At 70.0% G+C, this 20,536-nt stretch carries 23 protein-coding genes and 3 tRNA genes; 14 read left to right on the top strand and 12 right to left on the bottom strand.

All coding sequences use genetic code 11. The annotated features are described in order from the left end of the window. Positions 1-281: 281 nt before the first annotated feature. From fxsT to ACQPZF_RS39370, 5 genes are all read right to left on the bottom strand, one after another. Positions 282-3,197: an FxSxx-COOH system tetratricopeptide repeat protein gene (gene fxsT, locus ACQPZF_RS39390; RefSeq protein ID WP_433265927.1), complete on the bottom strand. Its 2,916-nt coding sequence runs from the start codon at positions 3,195-3,197 to the stop codon at positions 282-284. Between the two features lie 316 nt (positions 3,198-3,513). Then, the gene (locus ACQPZF_RS39385) at positions 3,514-4,512 is read right to left on the bottom strand and encodes a toll/interleukin-1 receptor domain-containing protein (RefSeq protein WP_433265925.1); all 999 of its coding nucleotides are present in this window, start codon (positions 4,510-4,512) and stop codon (positions 3,514-3,516) included. A gap of 211 nt (positions 4,513-4,723) precedes the next feature. Next, a complete protein-coding gene (locus tag ACQPZF_RS39380; protein ID WP_433265923.1) occupies positions 4,724-5,488 on the bottom strand; it encodes a hypothetical protein in 765 nt (254 codons plus the stop codon). Between the two features lie 244 nt (positions 5,489-5,732). Continuing rightward, on the bottom strand, positions 5,733-6,287 hold the full coding sequence (locus tag ACQPZF_RS39375) for a peptidase inhibitor family I36 protein (RefSeq protein WP_433265921.1): 555 nt from the start codon (positions 6,285-6,287) through the stop codon (positions 5,733-5,735). Beyond that, positions 6,284-6,439 (bottom strand): hypothetical protein, encoded by a 156-nt coding sequence (locus tag ACQPZF_RS39370; protein ID WP_433265919.1) that lies wholly within the window; start codon positions 6,437-6,439, stop codon positions 6,284-6,286. Before ACQPZF_RS39370 ends, ACQPZF_RS39375 begins: the two co-directional genes overlap by 4 nt. Positions 6,440-6,559: 120 nt before the next feature. On the opposite strand from ACQPZF_RS39370, the gene ACQPZF_RS39365 reads away from it, so the two are divergent. After that, positions 6,560-6,715, top strand: coding sequence for a hypothetical protein (locus ACQPZF_RS39365; protein WP_433265917.1), 156 nt, complete (start codon positions 6,560-6,562; stop codon positions 6,713-6,715). Between the two features lie 3 nt (positions 6,716-6,718). Here ACQPZF_RS39365 and ACQPZF_RS39360 read toward each other — a convergent pair whose 3' ends face one another. Then, on the bottom strand, positions 6,719-7,756 hold the full coding sequence (locus tag ACQPZF_RS39360; protein WP_433265915.1) for a LysR family transcriptional regulator: 1,038 nt from the start codon (positions 7,754-7,756) through the stop codon (positions 6,719-6,721). Between the two features lie 243 nt (positions 7,757-7,999). On the opposite strand from ACQPZF_RS39360, the gene ACQPZF_RS39355 reads away from it, so the two are divergent. From ACQPZF_RS39355 to htpX, 4 genes are read left to right on the top strand one after another with little or no spacing between them, the layout of a single operon-like run. Continuing rightward, a complete protein-coding gene (locus tag ACQPZF_RS39355) occupies positions 8,000-8,419 on the top strand; it encodes an NADH-quinone oxidoreductase subunit B (protein WP_433265913.1) in 420 nt (139 codons plus the stop codon). Next, a complete protein-coding gene (locus ACQPZF_RS39350; RefSeq protein WP_433265911.1) occupies positions 8,416-8,982 on the top strand; it encodes an NADH-quinone oxidoreductase subunit C in 567 nt (188 codons plus the stop codon). Before ACQPZF_RS39355 ends, ACQPZF_RS39350 begins: the two co-directional genes overlap by 4 nt. Continuing rightward, positions 8,975-9,451, top strand: a complete 477-nt coding sequence (locus ACQPZF_RS39345; protein ID WP_433265909.1) for a 4Fe-4S binding protein — start codon at positions 8,975-8,977, stop codon at positions 9,449-9,451. The genes ACQPZF_RS39350 and ACQPZF_RS39345 overlap by 8 nt, the downstream gene beginning before the upstream one ends. A 20-nt stretch (positions 9,452-9,471) precedes the next feature. Next, on the top strand, positions 9,472-10,332 hold the full coding sequence (gene htpX, locus ACQPZF_RS39340; protein ID WP_433265908.1) for a zinc metalloprotease HtpX: 861 nt from the start codon (positions 9,472-9,474) through the stop codon (positions 10,330-10,332). A 124-nt stretch (positions 10,333-10,456) separates the two neighbouring features. Here the strand turns inward: htpX and rfbA are convergent, their stop codons facing one another. Together rfbA and ACQPZF_RS39330 are read right to left on the bottom strand one after the other, a co-directional pair. Beyond that, complete coding sequence (rfbA, locus tag ACQPZF_RS39335) at positions 10,457-11,329, bottom strand: glucose-1-phosphate thymidylyltransferase RfbA (protein ID WP_433265906.1); 873 nt, start codon at positions 11,327-11,329, stop codon at positions 10,457-10,459. Next, positions 11,326-11,817 (bottom strand): YajQ family cyclic di-GMP-binding protein, encoded by a 492-nt coding sequence (locus ACQPZF_RS39330; protein ID WP_433265904.1) that lies wholly within the window; start codon positions 11,815-11,817, stop codon positions 11,326-11,328. The genes rfbA and ACQPZF_RS39330 overlap by 4 nt, the downstream gene beginning before the upstream one ends. Before the next feature lie 123 nt (positions 11,818-11,940). On the opposite strand from ACQPZF_RS39330, the gene ACQPZF_RS39325 reads away from it, so the two are divergent. Continuing rightward, positions 11,941-12,021 (top strand) — tRNA-Tyr (locus ACQPZF_RS39325). 250 nt (positions 12,022-12,271) lie between these two features. On the opposite strand, the gene ACQPZF_RS39320 is transcribed toward ACQPZF_RS39325, so the two are convergent. Further along, the gene (locus ACQPZF_RS39320; protein WP_433265902.1) at positions 12,272-12,514 is read right to left on the bottom strand and encodes a hypothetical protein; all 243 of its coding nucleotides are present in this window, start codon (positions 12,512-12,514) and stop codon (positions 12,272-12,274) included. 269 nt (positions 12,515-12,783) lie between these two features. Between ACQPZF_RS39320 and ACQPZF_RS39315 the strand changes: the two genes are divergently transcribed. Further along, positions 12,784-13,302, top strand: coding sequence for a hypothetical protein (locus ACQPZF_RS39315; RefSeq protein ID WP_433265900.1), 519 nt, complete (start codon positions 12,784-12,786; stop codon positions 13,300-13,302). A 13-nt stretch (positions 13,303-13,315) separates the two neighbouring features. On the opposite strand, the gene ACQPZF_RS39310 is transcribed toward ACQPZF_RS39315, so the two are convergent. Then, positions 13,316-14,113 (bottom strand): GNAT family N-acetyltransferase, encoded by a 798-nt coding sequence (locus ACQPZF_RS39310; protein ID WP_433265898.1) that lies wholly within the window; start codon positions 14,111-14,113, stop codon positions 13,316-13,318. Positions 14,114-14,134: 21 nt separating this feature from the next. Between ACQPZF_RS39310 and ACQPZF_RS39305 the strand changes: the two genes are divergently transcribed. The 7 genes from ACQPZF_RS39305 to ACQPZF_RS39275 all read left to right on the top strand — a co-directional run bounded on the left by ACQPZF_RS39305 (position 14,135) and on the right by ACQPZF_RS39275 (position 19,317). Next, positions 14,135-14,902, top strand: coding sequence for a PhzF family phenazine biosynthesis protein (locus ACQPZF_RS39305; protein ID WP_433265896.1), 768 nt, complete (start codon positions 14,135-14,137; stop codon positions 14,900-14,902). 175 nt (positions 14,903-15,077) lie between these two features. Then, entirely contained in the window at positions 15,078-17,681 is a 2,604-nt protein-coding gene (locus tag ACQPZF_RS39300) for a putative bifunctional diguanylate cyclase/phosphodiesterase (protein WP_433265894.1), read from the top strand. A 74-nt stretch (positions 17,682-17,755) separates the two neighbouring features. After that, a tRNA-Thr gene (locus ACQPZF_RS39295) sits at positions 17,756-17,831 on the top strand. 43 nt (positions 17,832-17,874) lie between these two features. Then, positions 17,875-17,947: transfer RNA gene (locus ACQPZF_RS39290), tRNA-Met, on the top strand. A gap of 259 nt (positions 17,948-18,206) precedes the next feature. Beyond that, positions 18,207-18,371, top strand: a complete 165-nt coding sequence (gene rpmG / locus ACQPZF_RS39285) for a 50S ribosomal protein L33 (protein WP_015105301.1) — start codon at positions 18,207-18,209, stop codon at positions 18,369-18,371. A gap of 80 nt (positions 18,372-18,451) precedes the next feature. Beyond that, positions 18,452-18,901 carry an FAS1-like dehydratase domain-containing protein gene (locus ACQPZF_RS39280; RefSeq protein WP_433265892.1) on the top strand — a complete coding sequence of 150 codons (450 nt, stop codon included), beginning with the start codon at positions 18,452-18,454 and terminating at the stop codon, positions 18,899-18,901. Next, positions 18,898-19,317, top strand: coding sequence for a MaoC/PaaZ C-terminal domain-containing protein (locus tag ACQPZF_RS39275; RefSeq protein WP_433265890.1), 420 nt, complete (start codon positions 18,898-18,900; stop codon positions 19,315-19,317). The genes ACQPZF_RS39280 and ACQPZF_RS39275 overlap by 4 nt, the downstream gene beginning before the upstream one ends. Before the next feature lie 7 nt (positions 19,318-19,324). Here ACQPZF_RS39275 and ACQPZF_RS39270 read toward each other — a convergent pair whose 3' ends face one another. Both ACQPZF_RS39270 and ACQPZF_RS39265 read right to left on the bottom strand, forming a co-directional pair. After that, positions 19,325-19,735 carry an MmpS family transport accessory protein gene (locus ACQPZF_RS39270; RefSeq protein WP_433265888.1) on the bottom strand — a complete coding sequence of 137 codons (411 nt, stop codon included), beginning with the start codon at positions 19,733-19,735 and terminating at the stop codon, positions 19,325-19,327. A gap of 159 nt (positions 19,736-19,894) precedes the next feature. Then, a complete protein-coding gene (locus ACQPZF_RS39265) occupies positions 19,895-20,530 on the bottom strand; it encodes an MmpS family transport accessory protein (protein WP_433265886.1) in 636 nt (211 codons plus the stop codon). Positions 20,531-20,536 lie beyond the last annotated feature (6 nt).

Genomic DNA, 20,536 nt, shown 5'->3' with positions numbered 1-20,536 from the left:
CCTGGCGGCCCACGGGCGCGACGCGCGAGGCACCGGAACCCGCCCACAACAGCCGGAGGCCACGGCCAGCAGCCCCCGCAGGGAACCGTGTGGTCGGACCGATTCGCTTGTGTTGCGGTCATGCTTCCGGCGTTCGGAGCTTGGGACGAGCGCCGAGGTGTTGGCTTGGTCGAGCTGGTCTTGGCGCTCGGCTGCCGCACCTGTGGCCAGCTCGACGCCTTAGCGGCATCGACCAGCCCACAGGCTTGCCGACGTCTGTTTGGGGGCTGGTGGGTGTGCGGCTATTTGGGAGGTCGGCTGCGGTTGGTGCGTTCGGCGAGTGATTGTGCCTGTTCGGTGTGCCCAAGTTCTCGTAGGAGTGTGGCGAGGTTGTTGAAGCGGATGGCGACGGTGGGGTGGTCGGGTCCGTACGCGGCCTCGTCGATGGCCAGAGCCCGCTCGAACAAGGGCCGTGCGTCGGCGGGTCGGCCGAGGTCGCTCAACGCGCCGGCGAGGTTGTTCAGGCAGGTGGCGACGGTGGGGTGGTCGGGTCCGTACGTGGTCTCGGTAATAGCCAGAGCCCGCTCGAACAAGGGCCGTGCGTCGGGAGGTTGGCCGAGGTCGCTCAACGCGCTGGCGAGGTTGTTCAGGCGGTTGGCGACGGTGGGGTGGTCGGGTCCGTACGCGGCCTCGTCGATGGCCAGAGCCCGCTCGAACAAGGGCCGTGCGTCGGCGGGTCGGCCGAGGTCGCTCAACGCGCCGGCGAGGTTGTTCAGGCAGGTGGCGACTTCGGGGTGGTCGGGTCCGCACGTGGTCTCGGTAATGGCCAGAGCCCGCTCGAGCAAGGGCCGTGTGTCGGCGGGTCGGCCGAGGTCGCTCAACGCGAGGCCGAGGTTGCTCAGGCGGTTGGCGACGGTGGGGTGGTCGGGTCCGTACGCGGCCTCGTCGATGGCCAGAGCCCGCTCGAACAAGGGCCGTGCGTCGGCGGGTCGGCCGAGGTCGCTCAACGCGCCGGCGAGGTTGTTCAGGCAGGTGGCGACGGTGGGGTGGTCGGGTCCGTACGTGGTCTCGGTAATAGCCAGAGCCCGCTCGAACAAGGGCCGTGCGTCGGCGGGTCGGCCGAGGTCGCTCAACGCGCCGGCGAGGTTGTTCAGGCAGGTGGCGACTTCGGGGTGGTCGGGTCCGTACGTGGTCTCGGTAATGGCCAGAGCCCGCTCGAACAAGGGCCGTGCGTCGGCGGGTCGGCCGAGGTCGCTCAACGCGAGGCCGAGGTTGCTCAGGCGGTTGGCGACGGTGGGGTGGTCGGGTCCGTACGTGGTCTCGGTAATAGCCAGAGCCCGCTCGAACAAGGGCCGTGCGTCGGCGGGTCGGCCGAGGTCGCTCAACGCGAGGCCGAGGTTGTTCAGGCGGGTGGCGACGGTGGGGTGGTCGGGTCCGTAGGCGGTCTCGGCGATAGCCAGAGCCCGCTCGAACAGGGGCCGGGCCTCACTGGGGCGGCCGTGGGTCTGGAGGTAGGTGGCTGCGCGGTCGAGTAGCCAGGCGCTGTGTTTGGTGGTGGCGACAGGGGTTGTCGTGATGTCTTCGTGCATGGTCAGGACGTGGGGAAGGAGCGCACGCCACCGTGGCCAGTTCTCCGGAGTGGTCATGATTTGGCTGGGTAGGTCGGCCGCGAGCAGTTCTTGTACTGCTGCGGCCGGGGGCGCGGGGTTTTGTGTCGGTGCTGGCGGTGTGGTGCGGGAACGAAGTGATTGTTGGAGCAGTCGGTGGGCGATGGTCACCTCGTGGCCGGACCGACGGGCCAGGAACCAGCCGACCAACGCACCGACTGTCTCCGTAAACCGGACCGGGTCCGCAGCGACCTCTGCCAACGGGGCGGGAAGGGCGTCCGGGTGGGTGGTGAACAGGTCCAAGGGAACGGGTTCGGGCGCCATCCACGCCAGCAGGTCCAACAATTGCACCGCCGCCCGGTCCTGCTTGTCCAGGGCCGTCAGCGACACACTCCACAACGTCGCCAGTGTCTCCTCACGACCGGCGACCCGGCCCCGGCCGAACATCTCGGCGGTGCGGGTACGCAACAAGTCCAGATAATCGATGATCGGCAGGTCCGTGGCCTCCAGGTAAGCCGACGCCTGTTCCAGCGCCAGGGGCAGATCACCCAGCCATTCGGCCAGCGCATCGGCGTCCTCGACGGTCGCCTCCGGAATGCGACGCCGCAGCAGCGCCACACTCTCCGCACGATCCAACACGTCCACGTCCAGCACCGTGCCCAGCGAACGAAACCCGTTGCGGCGGGTGGTGACCAGCACCCGCCCGTCCCCGGACGGCAGATACGGCCGCAGGGCGTCGGGGTCCTCGGCGTTGTCGAACACCAACAACCACCGCCGACGCCTCCGCAGCTCGGCCAGCACCCTCGCCACCGTCGCGGTGGTATCGACACCCGCGTCCACACCCAACGCCGCGCCCAGGTTGACCAGGTGGTCAGGGATCAACGAGGGCTGCTCGGCGGGAACCCACCACACCATGTCGAAATCAGCAGCGAACCGGTGGACGTACTCGATGGCCAGTTGGGACTTGCCGACCCCGCCCAGACCCCGCAGCGAGTGCACCGCCACCGTCGTAGCCGACCGCATCGCCTCCCGCAATCCCGACAGCGATGCCACACGGCCGGTGAAGTTCGGATTCCTCGCCGGCACGCTCCACACCTCGGGTACTGCACCTGGGAAACGCGGCTCCCGGACCACCGCCCGCCCCCGCCCTGGGAACCCCGGCGCGACTTCGGGCTTCAACCGCCCCTCGACAGCGCCCTTCACCACCCGCAACAGCCGCCCACGAGCCTCGTCAGGCGGTAGGTCGAAGAGGTCCTCCGACACCACCGACCCCAGCAGCCCCGGCCGCTCGCAGTCCTCCACCCGCACCACGAGCAACTTGCGGTCCCCGCCCACCGGGTCATCACGCCACGCGGCCTGCCACTCCGCCGCCCCGAACGTCGACCGCGCGTAAGCCGACGACAACACCGCCACCGTGCGCTCCGACCGGCGCACACCCTCCTGCATCGAAGCAACCCAGTTACTGCCCGGCACGATGTCCCACGCCTGGATCAGGACCCGGTGACCGGCCTCCTCCAACTCCCACGCGACCCACTCGGCCCACGGCCGATCATCCTGCGTATACGAGACGAAGAAGTCCCAGCCGTCCACCACCGCACCACCCACCCTCACGCCCTGTACCCGGACACATCGTGCCCGGCGAACAGCGGGTTACGACGACCAACACACCCCCTCAACCCGGATGGCGGAACACCGACGGAACAACCCCACGACAACCGGGCCGGAACAAGGAACCACCAGGCAAAACAGCGAGCACCGCAGCGCTGCACGATGGAGCTGCGGGATTGATTCATAGCGCTTCCAGTCGCGGTCGTTCCTGGTCAGATCCGTGCATCAGATCTGACCAGCACGATCGTTTCGCCCGTCGTCAATGAGGCTTCGTCCAGTGACCGTTCGGCGGGCTCGACGCAGCCGCACCAGACAGGGGTTACAGCCCGTATCGGTCGCAGTTTCGGAGGACTGCGGTCAGGTTCGGCAGTGCCTGGTCGGCGAACTTGACGGCCTCGGCTGTCAGACCTTCCGGTGGGGGGTCCAGTTTGCCGGTCAGGTGGGTTGGTGGCAGTAGGGCACGGCTCAGGGCTGTTCCGTAGCGGATTTCCGGGTTTGCGCTGGTGTAGAAAACGTCCAGCACCTTCCCCAGTCTATCGGCGATTTCCCAGTTGGTAATGCCTTCGAAGTCCGCGAGTGCCTCGCTGACCTCGGGGGTGGTTTCGCCAATCGTGTTGATCTTCTCGGCCAGGTCGCGGCTGTCGCGGAGCAGCGTGGTGCAGAAGGCGAGCAGGCCCGAGTCGGCTCTCATCCGCATCAGCGTCTTGAGAGCCCGATCGATCGCCGATACGCCCCAGGTGTTCAGGGCGCGTTCGGTCACGACGACCACCGCTTCCGGGCCGCCGATCTTGCGCAGGCCCTCCAGCGCCGCCTTCTCCACGGTCTGGTCGTGCTGGTGCAGCGCGTACGGCCGCAGGGCCGCTGCCGACCTGAGCATGTCCTTGGGATCGCGCAGCCGGGCGAGCAGTTCGGCGCGTTGCCGGCGTTCGGGTTTGATCAGGTCGACCAGCTCTTCGACGCTCGCCCGGTAATTGTCCGGGTCCAGCAGCAGGCACTTCTTGGCTCGCAAGTCCACCGGGAGGCCGCCGACGTGCAGCCCCGCCACGAGAGCGGGCACGACCCGGACTCCCTCCCGCTCAATCTCCAGCAGCATCCCTGAGGTGAGTTCGTACTTCACCCAATTCGACTGCAGCGCGGAGGGGGACAGGACCGCGAGGAAGTAGCCGGCCGACGTGATGCCGTCGTTGATCCGGTCGCGGATGAAGTCGCCGGGCTTCATCTCCCAGGCATCCCACCACACCCGCACGTCGAAGCGGCGCAGGTCATCGGCCAACTTGCGCACCAGGGGACGGTCTTCGGTGTTGTAGCTGATGAACAAGTCGTATTCGGTCCGCCTGCGCAATGCCGCTCCCGCCTCGTGCACGTGCTACGCCGACCGAACCCAGTCTGCCGGCTCCGCGCCCGTCGCGGACCAAGGTGCGCACGGGGGCCTCACAGCTTTGCACCATGGAACTCCGAGGCTGATCCTGCGTTGCGAAACGAAGGCCCCGGTGAGGTCGTCACCAGGGCCTTCCGCCACGCGGCGGCCGTCAGCCGTTGACCTCGCGTGCCGCCGCGAGCTGCTGATCCCTGTGCCCCCGCTCCCGAGCCAGGTCGGGGCCGTGTCGGCTGATGAGCACGTCCTGTACGGCGCGCTCGACCGCGACCCACGTCCTGACCCACTCGACGCGCTCCTTGCACCGCACGTCCTGCGTGGCGACGGCGATCTCGTGTTCGGACGGACGGCCCGCGCTGAACGCCGGATCGTTGATCGCATTGTCCGGATTGTCGTAATCAAAACCGACCTCCGCCATGCACAACGACCACGCGGCGGCAGCCGCCGTCACCGGTGGGGTGGTTCGGGTGATCTCGTGACTCCGGCGGCTCAGTCCGAAGCTCACCGGCTCCTGGCCGGGTTTCGCGTCGGCCGCAAGCGTCCGGTCCGCCTCGCCCGCGCAACCTCCGGGCGGCACGTCGCGTCCGCCGACCTTGCCGTGGCGCGTGCCGGTGATCACCGAGACGACGTCGGGCGTTGGCTCAACGGCCCGTGTGGGGCCGCGCGTGGCGAACACCGCCGGGTCGCGGTAGCCGTAGGCCGCTGCCTCGCCCGCGTCGACCAGGCCGTGTCGTCTCGGCTTGTTGGCGTGCCGCGCGGGATCGACCGGGGGGAAGGTGAACGTCATTCCGTGGTTCGTGAGGCATCGCTCCATCAGCGTGTTGCGTGCCTTGATGACCTCCAGTTCCTCGACCGGAGCCAGCAGTGACCGGTCGAGGGGGAGGTCGAGGCCGTGTACCGACGACACGTCCGCGGGCACCCTCGCGAGCGCCGCGTCGAGGTCGGCCGTGTCGAACTCGGGCTTGGCCGAGTCCGACGCGGTGACGGACGTGGCGGTGGGCGGCGTCGAGCATCCGGCGAGTGCGAAGACCGTTACGGCCGCCGCTAAGGCGTTGGTGGCGCGGTGGGTCAGGCGGCGCGGCGGGTGGTCGGATGTGACCACGGCTGGACCTCCGATGTGCGGTCGGGGTCGCGCCGCGTTGGCGCGACCCCGATCCTGCCGGCTAGAACTGGTCGCGGTTAGCGCAGTCGCTGTAGACGCTCCAGCTCTCGGGCCACCTGAAGCTCGCGTTCTCGTTCTTCATGACCGCGTTGAAGTTGCTCGCGGAATACGTGCCGAACGACTGCGACGCGAAGCTGCCGTTGCAGCCGCTGTTGTAGTAGACCGTCGCGGTGTAGGACCAGTTGTTGACCACCGAGGCGGCATTGTTCTTCACCTGGACGCCTTGGCCGTTTGAACCGCCCTTGTTGAACGTCTCGTTTTCCAGGTTGCCGTCCGAACGCAGGTAATCGGCGCGGGCACCTTCGTAGTTGCTGTTGAAGTAGAAGCAGAAGTAGACCTCCGGGCATCCGTGGATGGTCGCGGCGGAGGCCGCCGGAGCGGAGATGACGCTCCCGGTGATCGAGGCGATCATCGCCGCGAGGCCGATCAACACTCTCTTAGCGCGCATTGATTCGTTCTCCTCATTCGTCGCCGGCGTCGCGTGCCGCGGGTGCTGATCGTCCGCGCTCCGTCCGGCGTTCTTCGGGACGAGAACCACCGTGTCGTGGCCCGTCACCACGCCGTCATCACGGCGTCCTCATCGCCGTCGCCGCCCGCTTCCACCTGCACTTTCGCCGTAATCACCGCAGGCAAGGGCAGGGCACGTCCGCGCCACGGAAGGTGATCGGTCTCGTCCGCGATTCCGGATACCGCCGGCCGCGTGCGCACGCCGGGCGCACCCCGCGGTCGGTCAGCCCTTCACCCATAGGACTGACCGGGCTAGCGGGGCGGGGGGTGGGAGTGCTCCGATCGACGGCACTCGCTGTCGACCAAGGTAGGGAGCGCGCCATGAACGACCTCGACGACCGGCGGCCGTCGCCTCAGCCCCAGCAGCAGCAGGAGGAGCGGGTGGAACGGGAGAGGAGAGAGGTTCCCAAGCAGCTCAGCGGCTTGGAGTGGCTGGTTCGGCAGGCGCAGCGGCAGCGGCGGGCCCGATCGGCCTGACCGCTAGTCGGCCACCTCGCGCTGGAACGCCGCCCACAGCAGGTTGAGCGGGTGGTCGGACGGGAACTTCGCCCGCTCCTCCTTGCGGGCGAAGACCCCGACCAGGCGTTCCAGCACCGGTTTCCGGTCGTTCTTCAGCTCCACCACCCGCAGGCCCGAGCCCTCGCGGAGTTCGTTGTTCGCGGCCACCACGCCCAGCCCGGAGGTGACGATCATGCAGCCCTCGACCAGGCCCGAGCGCAGCAGCGACATCCCGTACTGGATCTCGTCGATCTCCGCGGCGATGTCCAACTCGTTCCGGTAGTCCGGCCCGAACCAGCCGCGCAGGAACTCCGCGATCAGCCCGTCGCCCGGCACCACCAGCGGCAGCTTCGGCAACTCCCCGGTGCCGACGCTCGCGCCCAGCCGGTGTTCCGGCAGGTTCGTCAGCAGCGCCAGCCCGCCGCGCCGCCACTCGATCACGTCGAAGTCCGCGAAGTCCGAGCCGCCCCCGGCCGGCGTCACGACGCTCCCGCAGACGATGTCGACCTCCTTGCTCTCCAGCTTGTGCCAGATGTCCTTGGTCCGGATGTGCACGACCTTCAGCTCCACGTCCCGCCGCCGGAAGTCGTCGGCCACGTGGTGCCACGCCTTCGCCAGCGAGTCGAGCATGAACCGCGTGGTGCCCACGGTGAGCGTGGTGCCGAGCTTGCGGCGGCACTCGTGAATCGAATCCAGCCAGTCACTCAGCGTCTGCTTCGCCAATTCCACCAACGCCTCGCCGGTCGGCGTGATCAGCACGTCTTTTCCCCGGCCCTGCTTGACGACCAGGGGCTCGCCGCAGAGCGACTTGAAGTTCCGGTTGAGCGTGTCGAGCTGCTTCTGCACGCTGGACTGCTCACGGCCGAGCACGCGTGCGGCCCGCAGCGCAGACCGGGTCTCGTGCACCGTGATCAGGGTCCTGAGCTGGTCCAACGTGGTGTCCAGCAGCAGTGGCGAGGTGTGCAGGAGCCTGCTGAGCTGGTTGCCCGCGGGGAGCAGCAGCCGGGCCGAGGTGGACATCGGGGCCTCTCGGGTCGGGGCGAAGTGTTCTACCGATTAGTTGTACTGAACTTGACCACAGTTGGCGGTGAAATTATCCGAAGATCTTGACCGCTTTCCCTGGACAGGTATACGCGATCCGTAAGAGACTTCTGCGGCAACCAGTTGCGAGTCCGCCTGGGAGCAATCATGGGGGAGTATTGGGGGGTTGGGGGCCCGCCGGGCGCAAGCCTGGCGGGCCCCCACGTATTAACCTGACCCGATGTGACGGTTTCCACCCTGGACTGGGGCACGACGTACCGGGTCACCGTGCTGGACCTCGGGCTCGCCTGCTGCGGCGTCGAGGTCATGGCGGCGCTCGAAGGCGGCCGGCCGCACGACCTGACCGCGCTGGGGGTCGACGTGGCGCACGCCGCCGGCGAGGCCCACGTGCTGATCGTCTCCGGCACGGTCACCGATGCCATGTTGCCCGCGGTGATCGCCACGTACCAGGAGATGCCGGAACCCCGTTACGTCCTGTCCGTCGGCGCGTGCAGCAACACCGGCGGGCCGTACTGGGACTCCTACAGCGTCACCAAGGGCATCGACCAGGCCCTGCCGGTGCACGTCGCCGTCCCCGGCTGCCCGCCCCGCCCCGAGGCGCTGCTCGAAGGCCTCGCCGCCCTCCACCGGCTCGTGTCATGACCGCCGCCTCCGCCGACCTGGCCGCCCGCATCCCGCACGCCACCGTCAAGACGGCCTTCGGCCAGACCACCGCGCACGTGCCGCCGGAACACTGGCTCGACGCCGCCCGAGCCGCCCACGACCTGGGCTGCGTCGCGTTCGACTGGCTCGGCGTCGAGGACGCGGGCCGCCCCGGCGCGTCCGGCCTGCGCCACGCCGTCCTGCTGCACGTGCTGCACCCGGACACCAAGCAGGGCGTCCTGCTGCGCACCGAGCTGGGCGACGAGACGCTGCCCAGCGTGGCGGGGCTGTGGGCGGGCGCGGCGTGGCACGAGCGGGAAGCCGCCGAGATGTTCGGCATCGCACTGGCCGAGCCGGTGGAACGCCTCCTGCTGCCCGCGACGTTCGCCGGCTTCCCCCTGCGCAAGGATTTCGTGCTCGCCTCGCGGGTGGTCAGACCATGGCCGGGACGACTCGAACCCGGTGAAGACGGCTCCTCCGCCCCCAGCCGTCGCCGCGCCGCGCCGCCCGGCGTGCCCGACCCGTCCTGGGGCCCTCGACGTGAAGGTGAGAACCGTGCCTGACCTGCCACCCCGCACCCGGGGCGTGATCGCGCTGCTGGAGGCCAACTGCACGGTCTGCATGATCTGCGCGCGCGAGTGCCCCGACTGGTGCATCCACATCGACTCGCACACCGAGGTCGAGCAGCAGCCCGGCTCCGCCCGGCCCAGGGCGCGCAACGTGCTCGACCGGTTCGCCATCGACTACGGGCAGTGCCTGTACTGCGGGATCTGCGTCGAGGCCTGCCCGTTCGACGCGCTGCACTGGGCGCCCGACTTCTCCTACCCCGGCACGGGCACCCCGGACGGCGTCGGGGCGGTCGCCGAACTCGTCCACGAACGGGACGTCCTGAGCACGTGGGTGGCGCACGTGCCACCGCCGCCGAAGCTCGATCCGGCCGCCGAACCCGCCCCGGAAACCGCCGCCACGCGCCCGGGACGTGGGGGTTCCGGAACCCCGGGCCGCCCTGGCGCGTTGAGGGAGAGGAAGTAGGAACCCGGAGGCGAAGCAACGTGCACAAGCACTACAACGGGTTGAAGACCGCGTTGCTGCTCGGCGCCATGGGCGCGCTGATCGTCGGGATCAGCTCGCTGTTCGGACGGACCGCCCTGGTCATCGGCCTGCTCGTGGCGCTGGGCGTGAACGCCTACGCGTACTTCAACTCCGACAAGCTCGCGCTGCGCGCGATGCGGGCCAGGCCCGTGTCGGAGGTCGAGCAGCCCGCGATGTACCGCATCGTCCGCGAACTGGCGATGACCGCCCGGCAACCCATGCCCCGGCTCTACCTCAGCCAGACCGCGGCTCCCAACGCGTTCGCGACGGGCCGCAACCCGCGCAACGCGGCCGTGTGCTGCACCACCGGCATCCTGGAGCTGCTGGACGAGCGGGAGCTGCGCGCCGTGCTCGGGCACGAGCTGTCGCACGTGTACAACCGCGACATCCTCATCTCGTGCGTCGCGGGGGCGCTGGCGAGCGCCGTGAGCATGCTGGCGAACCTGGCGATCTTCGCGAGCGTCTTCGGCGGTGACGACGAGGACCGGCCCAACCCGTTCGCGGTGCTGCTCATCGCCATCCTCGGCCCCATCGCCGCCGCCATCGTGCAGCTCGCCGTCAGCCGGTCGCGCGAGTACCAGGCGGACGCGTCCGGCGCGGAACTCACCGGCGACCCGCTCGCGCTGGCGTCGGCGCTGCGCAAGCTGGAGTACGGCACGCAGGCCGCACCGCTGGCCCCGGAACCGGCCGTGGTGTCGCAGTCGCACCTGATGATCGCGTCGCCGTTCCGGGCGGGGGAGAACCTGGCCAGGCTGTTCTCCACCCACCCGCCGATCGCGGACCGCGTGCGACGGCTCGAAGAACTCGCGCGCCGCTCCTGACCCGGTGCGTTCCCGGTGTGCCGGGCAGGCTCGCGCTGAGCAGGTGTGCTGAGCAGGTGCTGAACAGGTGCGCCGAGCAGGCCGGGAGCCACCGGCCGGGGTCGGTGGCTCCCCGACGGGAGGTTCAGCGGACCTCGCGGGCCACGTTCATCAGGTACTGGCCGTAACCGGACTTCGCCAGCTTCTCGCCCAGCGCGTAGCACTCGTCCGCGGTGATGAAGCCCATCCGCAGCGCGATCTCCTCCGGGCACGCGATGCGCACGCCCTGCCGGTGCTCCAGCACCTGCACGAACTGGCCGGCCTCCAGCAGCGAGTCGTGCGTGCCGGTGTCCAGCCAGGCGAAGCCGCGGCCCAGGTCCACCAGGTGCGCACGGCCCTCGCGCAGGTAGGCCAGGTTGACGTCGGTGATCTCCAGCTCGCCGCGCGGCGACGGCTTCAGGGCGCGGGCGATCTCCACGACCTGGTTGTCGTAGAAGTACAGGCCGGTGATCGCCTTGTTGGACTTCGGCCGCGCGGGCTTCTCCTCGATGGAGACCAGCCGGCCGTCCGCGTCGACCTCGCCCACGCCGTAGCGCTCGGGGTCGCGCACCGGGTAGCCGAACAGCACGCAGCCGTCCAGCGTCGCCGCGTGGTGCTGGAGGACCTTCGAGAAGCCCTGGCCGTAGAAGATGTTGTCGCCCAGCACGAGGGACACGTCGTCGTCGCCGACGAAGTCCGCGCCGATGACGAACGCCTCCGCCAGGCCGTTCGGCTGAGCCTGCTCGGCGTACTCGATGCGGAGGCCGAACTGCGTGCCGTCGCCGAGGAGCCGGCGGAACAGCGGCAGGTCGACCGGCGTCGAGATGAGCAGCACGTCCCGGATGCCGGCCAGCATCAACACCGACAGCGGGTAGTAGACCATCGGCTTGTCGTACACCGGGAGTAACTGCTTCGACACGGCCTGGGTGATCGGGTGCAGCCGGGTGCCGCTCCCGCCCGCCAGGATGATGCCCTTCATCGGTAGTTGGTGAACTGGAGGGCGATCCCGAAGTCGGAGTTCTTGAGCAGCGTGATGACGTCCTGCAGGTGGTCCTTCTTCTTGCCCGAGATGCGCAACTGGTCGCCCTGGATCTGCGCCTGCACGCCCTTGGGCGCTTCGTCGCGGACCTTCTTGGCGATCTCCTTGGCCTTCTCGCTGGAGATGCCCTGGACCACGTTGCCGGTGACCTTGTACACCTTGCCGGAGACGGCGGGCTCGCCGACCTCGAACGCCTTCATCGAGATGCCGCGCTTGACCAGCTTCTCCTGGAAGACGTCGATCGCCGCACGGCAGCGCTCCTCCGTCTCGGACTGGAAGGAGATCGCCTCCTCGCCCGCCCACGCCACCTGGGTGCCGGTGCCCCGGAAGTCGAACCGGGTGCTCAGCTCCTTGGCGGCCTGGTTGAGCGCGTTGTCGACTTCCTGCCGGTCGACCTTGCTCACCACGTCGAACGACGGGTCTGCCACGTGCCCGGTACCTCCGCGTAGGTGTGTCTGGAACCGCCTGGCAGCCTACCGGGGTATCCCGGTTGCGGGGGGCCGCGTGGGCCTATGTATTCTCTCCTCCGCACCCGGCAGTGCCGGGAGCGGGGCGGGTTGCCCGAGCGGCCAATGGGAGCGGACTGTAAATCCGTCGCGAAAGCTACAGAGGTTCGAATCCTCTACCCGCCACAACACCAGGAAAGCCCCCGTGACCAGGGAGACAGGTCACGGGGGCTTTCTTTGTGCTGTCCGGCGGTGTCCGGTCGAATCCGGAGTTCTACGGGTGGCTGTACCGAGGGCGTGCCGAAGTCGCGTTCGGGCGCGTCGGTGTTCCGGTGCCGGCCTGTGCGGAAGGTGAGGCCGACGCGCAAGCGCTTCCTCTCGCTTGCGTGCCGGCCCCACGTCACAGCATAACCCATGTCGAACGTATGTTCGAGGGTTACGCGAGGGCAGCTCGTCCCAAGTCCGTCAGCTCCGCGTCCGTCCGCTCGTCCAGGCTCACCGCGCGCCGGGCGCGCAGGAGGCCTCCGTGGACGAGGTCGTGGGTTGCGGTCCGGTCGCAGCACGGCAGGCCGTCGACGTAGAGGTCCGGTTCCCGGCCGCCCGACAGTTGGCCCCTGCCCGCCGCCACCGCGCGCAGCATGGCCTTCGCCCGGCCGGAGAGTTCCTTCGTGATGATCATGGCGACCCCCTCGCCTTGTCCTTCCGTCCTGTCCCCTTGTCCTGTAGGAGGTCTCGACCCGTCCGCTGAGTACCCTCCGAACGGGTGGTAAACCGGTTCGCCGGCCGATTCACCCACTCTGGTCCACACGACCGTTCGGGTCACGTCGCCGCGCCGATCGGTTGGGCTGTTCGGTCGAACCGAAGTCGACCCGACCTCTCGGCGCTGGGAAGGGTCCTGCCGCCGTATACCGGCCGTGGGGCCGCCCGGCGGGGGCGAGACTCGAACCCATGAGCGACTTCTGGATCGTCCTGGCCGCCCTCGTCGTCGGTGTCGTCCTAGGCGCGGTCGTCCGGGTTCGGAGAGCGGCGTGGGCTCCGGCGAGCCGGCAGACCCCGGATGTTCAGCAGCGCAACCGGTTGCGGGAGTTGCTCAACGCCGCCGACGACCTCGAATACGGGCTCAACGCGGTGCTCAACTTCGGGCCGCTGTCGGCTACCGAGCTGATCTCCGTCGACCTGCCCGCCAAGCTCGAACGGGTCGCCCGGACCGGCGCTGTCGACCGTGACACGCTGCGCGACCTGCGCGGCCACGCCGAGCGCATCGCCCTGCACCCCTATCCCGAGCCGGGCGAGCTGCTCACCGCGGTCCGCGAGGACGACGCCTCGGCCTGGCTCGTGATCCGGGAAGCCGTGGGCAGTGGCGCGGCTCAGCACCTGGCCGCCGGGAAGGCCCGCGAGTGCCTGGACGTGATCCGCGACGGCCTTCGTCGGGACCTCGACGTGCGGCAGGAGCTGGTCACCGCCTAGCCGTGCGGCCCGGCTAGGCGCGGGCGGGGCGGCGTTGCCACGTCGTCCACAGTGGACGGTAGCCGTGGGAGTACCAGAACGGCGTCGAGCGCGGGTTGGGCAGGGCGTGGTGCAGCAGGGTCACGGCGACGCCCGCCTCGTCCAGCCGGCGGTGCGCGTGCGCCACCAGGGCGCTGCCCACGCCGCCGCCCCGGACCGCCTCCCGGACCCCGAGCAGCCCGAGGTACGCGACAGGTGACGCGGACGTCCGGCCGGCCATCCGGTCCGAGTGCGGCGGCAGGTCGTAATAGAGCAGTCCGACCGGTTCACCGTCCCGTTCCGCCAGGCACAGGCCGGGGTCGTCCCACGACAGCCGGGACTCGATGTGCTCGCGCAGCCGGTCGGCGGTCGACGGGCGCTCGTTGACCATCCCGAACTTGGCGTCGTACCGGATCGTCTCCACGTTGATCGACACCGCCACGTCGACGTCGCCCGGCGTCACCGGCCGGATGCGCACGTCGGACGACGGCCGTCCGCCGGGCCGGCCCGCGCGCCGCGCCGCGATCACCAGCAGGGGCGCGAAGCCGTGCCGGACCAGGACGTCCGCCGCCTCCACGGCCCGGCTCGGCACGGTCACCAGCGCCGCCGTCTCGGGATCCCCGGTCCCGGTCAGCGCCCAGTGCCGCAACTGGTCGTCCAGGTCGGCGGCGGGGTGCCAGGTCAGCGAGTGGGTCCGCAGCGCGCTCCAGGTGGCGTTCAACGCGTCCGGGGACAGCTCGGCGAACGCGTAGGGGTCGTCCACTGGGTTGACTGCCGGCAGCAACGAGTCCATACCTGAACGTAACCTGCCAGGGTGCGGATCTACGTGGTCGACGCCTTCACCGATCGGGCGTTCGCGGGCAACCCCGCGGGCGTCGTGCTGCTGGACGAGCCGGCCGACGACCACTGGATGCAGTCGGTCGCGGCCGAGATGAAGCACGCCGAGACGGCCTTCGTGCGGCTCGCCGACGACGGCCCACTGCCGCTGCGCTGGTTCACCCCGGTCGCCGAGGTCGACCTGTGCGGGCACGCGACGCTGGCCGCCGCGCACGTCCTGGCCGGCGACCGCACCTTCAGCACCCGCAGCGGCCTCCTCACCTGCACGTCCCACGAGGGCTGGGTCGAGATGGACTTCCCGGCCGATCCGGCTCAGCCGATCGAGATCACAACGCCGCTCCGGGCGGGCCTGCCGGGCGTCACCGTGCGGGCCGTCGCGCAGGCCGTGTCGGACGTCCTCGTGGAGGCCGCGAGCGCCGCCGAGGTCCGCGCGCTGCGCCCCGACCACGCCGCGCTGAGCGAGGTGCCGGGGCGCGGCGTGATCGTCACCGCGCCCGGCGACCGGCCCGGCCTGGACGTCGTGAGCCGCTGTTTCTACCCGTCGTACGGGGTTGCGGAGGACTCGGTGACCGGTTCCGCGCACTGCACGCTCGCCTCGTGGTGGGCGCCGCGGCTGGGCCGCGCTGAACTGCTCGCCGAGCAGGCCTCGCCGCGCGGCGGGCGGGTCCGGGCGACCTTGGCGGGTGATCGGGTGCGGCTCGCCGGGCAGGCGGTGACGGTGCTGGCCGGAGAGCTGATCGTGTGAGTCGTGTTGTTACTTGTCGTGGTAATCGGCTCATCGACCTGCCATTTCGTCGCCCAACCGGGGTACATTGACAACCCTGGAGGGGTCTCGGTCGGTGTTCGGGGCCCCTCAGTCACGCCAGGAGTTCGTGGGCCGCGACCCGGCCGACCGCGACGACGGCCGACGAGGAGGCTGGATGTCCGACCACGCGTCGGCCACGGCGTCGAACGCGCCGTCCCGGTCCACGAACCGCGCGTTCAGCGTGTTCGCCTACCTGCTCCTCGTGGCGGGTGGACTGTCCGCGTTGGCCGTCGGGATGTGGCTGCCGAGGGCCGACCCGGGCAACCTGCTGCTGACCGGCCCGCTGCTGGTGGTCGGGTTCCTGCTGGCCGAGCAGTTGGCCATCAACGTGGACGTGCGCAGCGGCGTGGCGTGGACCATCTCGTTCACCGAGATCCCGCTCGTGCTCGGCCTGCTGGTCGCGCCGTTCGAAGTGGTGCTGGCGGCGCACGTCGTCGCGGGCGTCGGCACGCTGTTGGGTCGGCGAGTGCTGGACCGAGCGGTCTACAACGCGGGCCTGATGTTCATGGAGATATCGGTGGCCTTCGCGGTCGCCCACTCCGTCAAGCAGTTCGTCGGCGACAGCGGGCCGTTCTGGGCCGGCGCGTTCCTCGGCACCATCGCGGTGCCGCTGCTGGCCAGCGTGCTCGGGCTGGCCGCGTTGCGGCTGATGGGCAAGGGCATGCGGGTCGCGCCGAGCCTGCGGCTGGTGCTCCAGACGCTGGTCGTGGCGCTGCTGAACACCTCCGCCGGCCTGGCGGGCTACGAGATCGCGACCAAGGCGCCGTGGGGCGGGCTGCTGATCGCCCTCGTGTTCACCGGTATCACCGCCATCTACCTCGCGTACTCCGGGCTGTTGCGCGAACAGCGCGACCTGGAGGCGCTGAGCGAGGTCTCGCTGCGGGTCGCCCGTTCGGGACGGCACGCCACCGGTCCGCGCGGCGCGACGCCGGACAGCGGCGACGGGCAGGCCGAGGACGACGACGAGTGGCAGTTGATCGCCGAGCGCATCCGCGAGCAGCTCAACGCCAACCGCGTGGTGCTCCGGCTGCGCACCGACCCGCAGGCGCCGATGCGCACGCTGGTCGCGGGCGAGCCGCTGCCGCCCGGCATGCGCCGCGACGACCCGCGCCAACTCCGTGAGGACGCACTCCTGCAACTGCCCGGCTCGCAGGTGCGGTACTGCCGCATCGTCGACGCCGGCGAGGACGTGTCCGAGGCGCTGTCCCGCCGCGACGCGCAGGAAGCGCTGGTGGTGCCGCTGCGCGGCGCGACCCAGCTACTCGGCGCGGTCGAGGTGCACGACCGGCTCAGCCGGTGGCGCGGCTTCGGCAAGGCCGACCTCCAGCTTCTCCGCACGCTCGCCAGCCACCTCTCGACCGCCGTGGACAACCGGCGGCTGCTCGCCCGGCTCCGGCACGACGCCTACCACGACCCGCTGACCGGCCTGCTCAACCGGCCCGGCCTCCGGGAGGCCGCGAGCGAGCCGATGCGGCAGGCCGGCACGTCGGTGGTGGTGCGGATCGACCTCGACGTGCTGTCCACCGTGTCCGACGCGCTCGGCCAGGCGTGGGGCAACCGGATGGTGGTCGCGGCCGGCCGCCGGCTGCGCGACGAACTCGGCCCCGAGGTGCCGCTGGCCCGGCTGGAAGGCGGGGCGTTCGCCGCCCTGCTGCTCGACCGACAGGCCGAGCGCATCCAGGAGATCGCCGAACGCCTGCGGGCCGCGCTGTCCGTGCCGTACCCGGTGGACCGGCTCACCGTCGAGGCGGGCGCGGTGGCCGGCTGGGCGTCCACGGCGAACTGCGAGATCGAGGACCCCGACCCGGACGCCCTGCTCCAGCGCGCCGACGTGGCCGTGCGGGCGACCAGCGAGGGCGAGCCGCTGCGGGCGTACGCGCCGAGCATGGGCCAGATCTTCCTGCGCCGGTTCCAGCTCGTCACCCAGTTCCGGTCGGCGCTGGAGACCGGCCAGGTGTCGGTGCACTACCAGCCGAAGGTCGCGCTGCCGAGCAGGCAGGTGGTCGGCGCGGAAGCGCTGGTGCGGTGGAAGCACCCGGAGTTCGGCCGCGTCGACCCGGACGAGTTCGTGCCCGCCGTCGAGGCCACCGGCCTGGTCGACGTGCTGACCGACTTCGTGATGGACAAGGCCCTGGAACGGGTCCGCCGCTGGATCGACCGCGGGCTGCGGATGTCCATCGCGGTCAACCTGTCCGTGCGGACGCTGGCCGACGAGGAGTTCCCGGACCGCGTGGCGGCGGCGCTGACCCGGCACGACGTGCCGCCGGAGCTGCTGACCTTCGAGCTGACCGAGTCCGGCGTGATGGCCGACCCCGAGCGGGCGCTGCCCGTGCTGCGGCGGCTGCACACCATGGGCGTCGTGCTCGCCGTGGACGACTTCGGCACCGGCTACTCGTCGCTGGCCTACCTGCGGCAGCTCCCGGTGGACGAGGTGAAGATCGACAAGAGCTTCGTGCTCGGCATGGGCACCGACCTCGGCGACATGGCCGTGGTGCGGTCGATCGTCGAGCTGGGCCACTCGCTGAGCCTCACCGTGGTCGCCGAAGGCGTCGAGGACGACGCCGCGCGGGACCAGCTCGTGTCCATGGGCTGCGACGTGGCGCAGGGCTACCTGATCTCCCGGCCGCTGTCCGAGGAGCGCTTCGAGGCGTGGCTGCGGGCGCGAACGGTGCAGGTCAGGGGTGCCCGCGATGAGACGGTGCTCACCTTGGTCCACTGAGCAGGACCCCCGATTTCACAAGCGCCCCTTGCGTTGTGTAGAGTTCTCCTCGCTCCGCAAGAACAAGAGAGCAAGCCCCTTTAGCTCAGTCGGCAGAGCGTCTCCATGGTAAGGAGAAGGTCTACGGTTCGATTCCGTAAAGGGGCTCCACGACTTGGCCGCGGTGCACTGGCATCGCGGCCGTGTTGTGTAAAGCGGTGTAGCTCAGTTGGTAGAGCAAGCGGCTCATAATCGCTGTGTCGCCGGTTCAAGTCCGGCCACCGCTACGCGAGGGGTGAACTGTGTCCGCGGAACGCGCGGACCTGCTCGCTCCGCATCACACCGGGGGCGCGGCCCCCGGACCCCGCCCAAGGGGGCTTGCCCCCTTGGAACCCCCGGCGGCGTCGGTTGGCTGTCCGTTGATCGGTGGTCGACCTGGTCGGTGGGGTGGTGTTACCGAGGGGCTTCGTCCCTCGGTGTTGTGCCCGCCAGGCGGTAAGCCCGTACTGGGGTTTCGGGTTCCATGTGCTCTAGGAAGGCAAGGCCGTGGCTGCAACCGACGTACGCCCGAAGATCACCCTCGCGTGCGAGGAGTGCAAGCACCGGAACTACATCACCAGGAAGAACCGGCGCAACGACCCGGATCGGCTGGAGATCAAGAAGTTCTGCCCGAACTGCAAGACGCATCGGGCGCACAAGGAGACTCGCTGAGGGTTGCGGGTCTTCTCGCGGCGTGTGGTTCGAGGCCCGTCCCCGGTTAGGGGGCGGGCCTTGTCGCGTAGCCTGCTCCGGTGCCTCTCGACCAGTCGTTCATCGGGCGGGTCTACCCGCCCTCGCCGCCCTACGAAGTGGGACGCGAGAAGATCCGCGAGTTCGCCGACGCGGTCGGCGAGACCAGTCCGGTGCACCGTGATCCCGAGGTCGCCCGCGCGGCGGGTTACCGGGACGTCATCGCGCCGCCCACGTTCGCGATCATCGTGTCGCTGAAGGCGAACGACGTGCTGGTGGACGACCCCGAGCTGGGCCTGGACTACAGCCGTGTGGTGCACGGCGACCAGACGTTCACCCACCACCGCCCCATCACGGCCGGCGACCGGCTGGTGGTCGAGCTGCACGTGGACGGCATCCAGTCCCGCATGGGCAACGACATGCTCGCCATCCGCGCCGAGGTCAGCACCGACGAGGGCGAGCGCGTGACCACCGGTCGCTGCACGCTCGTGGTCCGGGGGGAGGACGCGTGATCCGCGCCGCAGACGTGACCGTCGGCGACGAGCTGCCGCCGCTGTCGCTCCGCATCACCCGCGCCGACCTGGTCCGCTACGCCGGCGCGTCCGGCGACTTCAACCCGATCCACTGGAGCGACCGGTTCGCCGCCGGGGTGGGTCTGCCGGGCGTCATCGCGCACGGGATGCTCACCATGGGCCTGGCCGGCCGGATCGTCACCGAGTGGGCGGGCGACCCCGGCGCCGTCGTGGAGTACGGCGTGCGGTTCGGGCGGCCCGTGCCGGTGCCCGACGACGACGAGGGCGCGCTGGTGGAGGTGACCGGGAAGGTCACCAAGGCCTTGGAGGACGGGACGTTCAAGGTCAACGTGACGGCCTCGTTCGAGGGCAAGTCGGTGCTCGGCGGCGCGTCCGCCCGGGTCCGCCTGTCCTGACGCCGTTCTAGAAGCCGTTGCACAGCGCGCTGGTGAGCGGTCCGGTGGCGGTGGCGGCCTTGCGCTCGACCCCGTCGACGCTGATCTTGCACGCCACCGAGCCGCCCTCCGCGCCGATCGTCACGGTCAGCACGCCGTCGCTCACGTCACCGTCCACGCGCAGCTCCCGGTACCACGGGAAGGTGGTCAGCTCGACCTGCCGGGTGGGGCTGTCCCGCTCGTCGAACGTCGAGTAGGTGACGGTGGCGCGGCGGGTCTCGCCCGACACCTCGTAGACCACGACGGACGGCTGGTCCGCCGGTCTGGCGACCCACACCGCCAGCGCCAGCGCGCCCAGCACCAGCACCGCCGCCCCGACGAGCACGGGCCACCGCTGCGCGGGGCGGCCGTCGGGTCCGGGCAGGTCGGCCTCCGCCATGTGTCGTCTCCTCGGGTGCTGGACGGTTGATCTGAATAGTCCATCGGTGTAGTTCTACCGAGGGTTACGAAGTTCACCCATTGGGATTACGTTCCGCAAGGAGAGGGCCACCCGGGCGATCGCCCGAGTGGCCCTGCGGAGGGTTGCGGAGGGGTTGCGTCAGGAGAAGTTCGTGCAGGTCGCCTGGGCGAACGGTCCGGTTGCGGTCTCGGACCTCTTCTCCACGCCGTCGATCTTGACCTTGCAGGTCACCGTGCCGCCCTCGGCCCCGGTCATCGCGGTCAGCGAGCCGCCGCTGAAGAAGCCCTTCACGGTCAGCTCCTTCGTCCAGGGGAGCTTGGTGGTGTCCTCCTTGTTCGTGGTGCTGCCGCCGTCGCTGTAGGTCGTGTAGCTCACGCTCGCCTTCGGCGCGTCGCCACTGATCTCGTAGACGACCCTGGACTCCTTGTTCGCCGCCTGCTCCAGGTCGTCCAGGGTGCCCTTGGCGTCGCTCGCGGCCTTGCTGAACACGGCCACCCACAGGATGCAGACGACCAGACCGGCGGCGGAGAGCACCACGCCGGCCACGGCGAGGCCCTTGTTGGTCGCCCGCCCGCTGCTCGCGCGCACGATGCCCACCGCGCCCAGGACGAGGCCCAGGATCACCAGCGGCCACGCCACCAGGCCGATCACGGGCAGGAAGCTGAACAGCAGGCCGAGCAGGCCGAGCACGAAACCGGCCGTGCCGAGCCCGTTCTGCGGAGGAACGGGCGCGGCGTGCTGGGGGTGTGTCGTCGGCGGTTGGGGTAAGGCCATGGGCGC

It is taken from the genome of Actinosynnema sp. CS-041913, assembly GCF_050942485.1.
In the GTDB taxonomy this organism is placed as follows: domain Bacteria; phylum Actinomycetota; class Actinomycetes; order Mycobacteriales; family Pseudonocardiaceae; genus Actinosynnema.
Note: the sequence above shows the minus strand (reverse complement) of the source record. Positions and strands in the feature narration are given on the sequence as shown.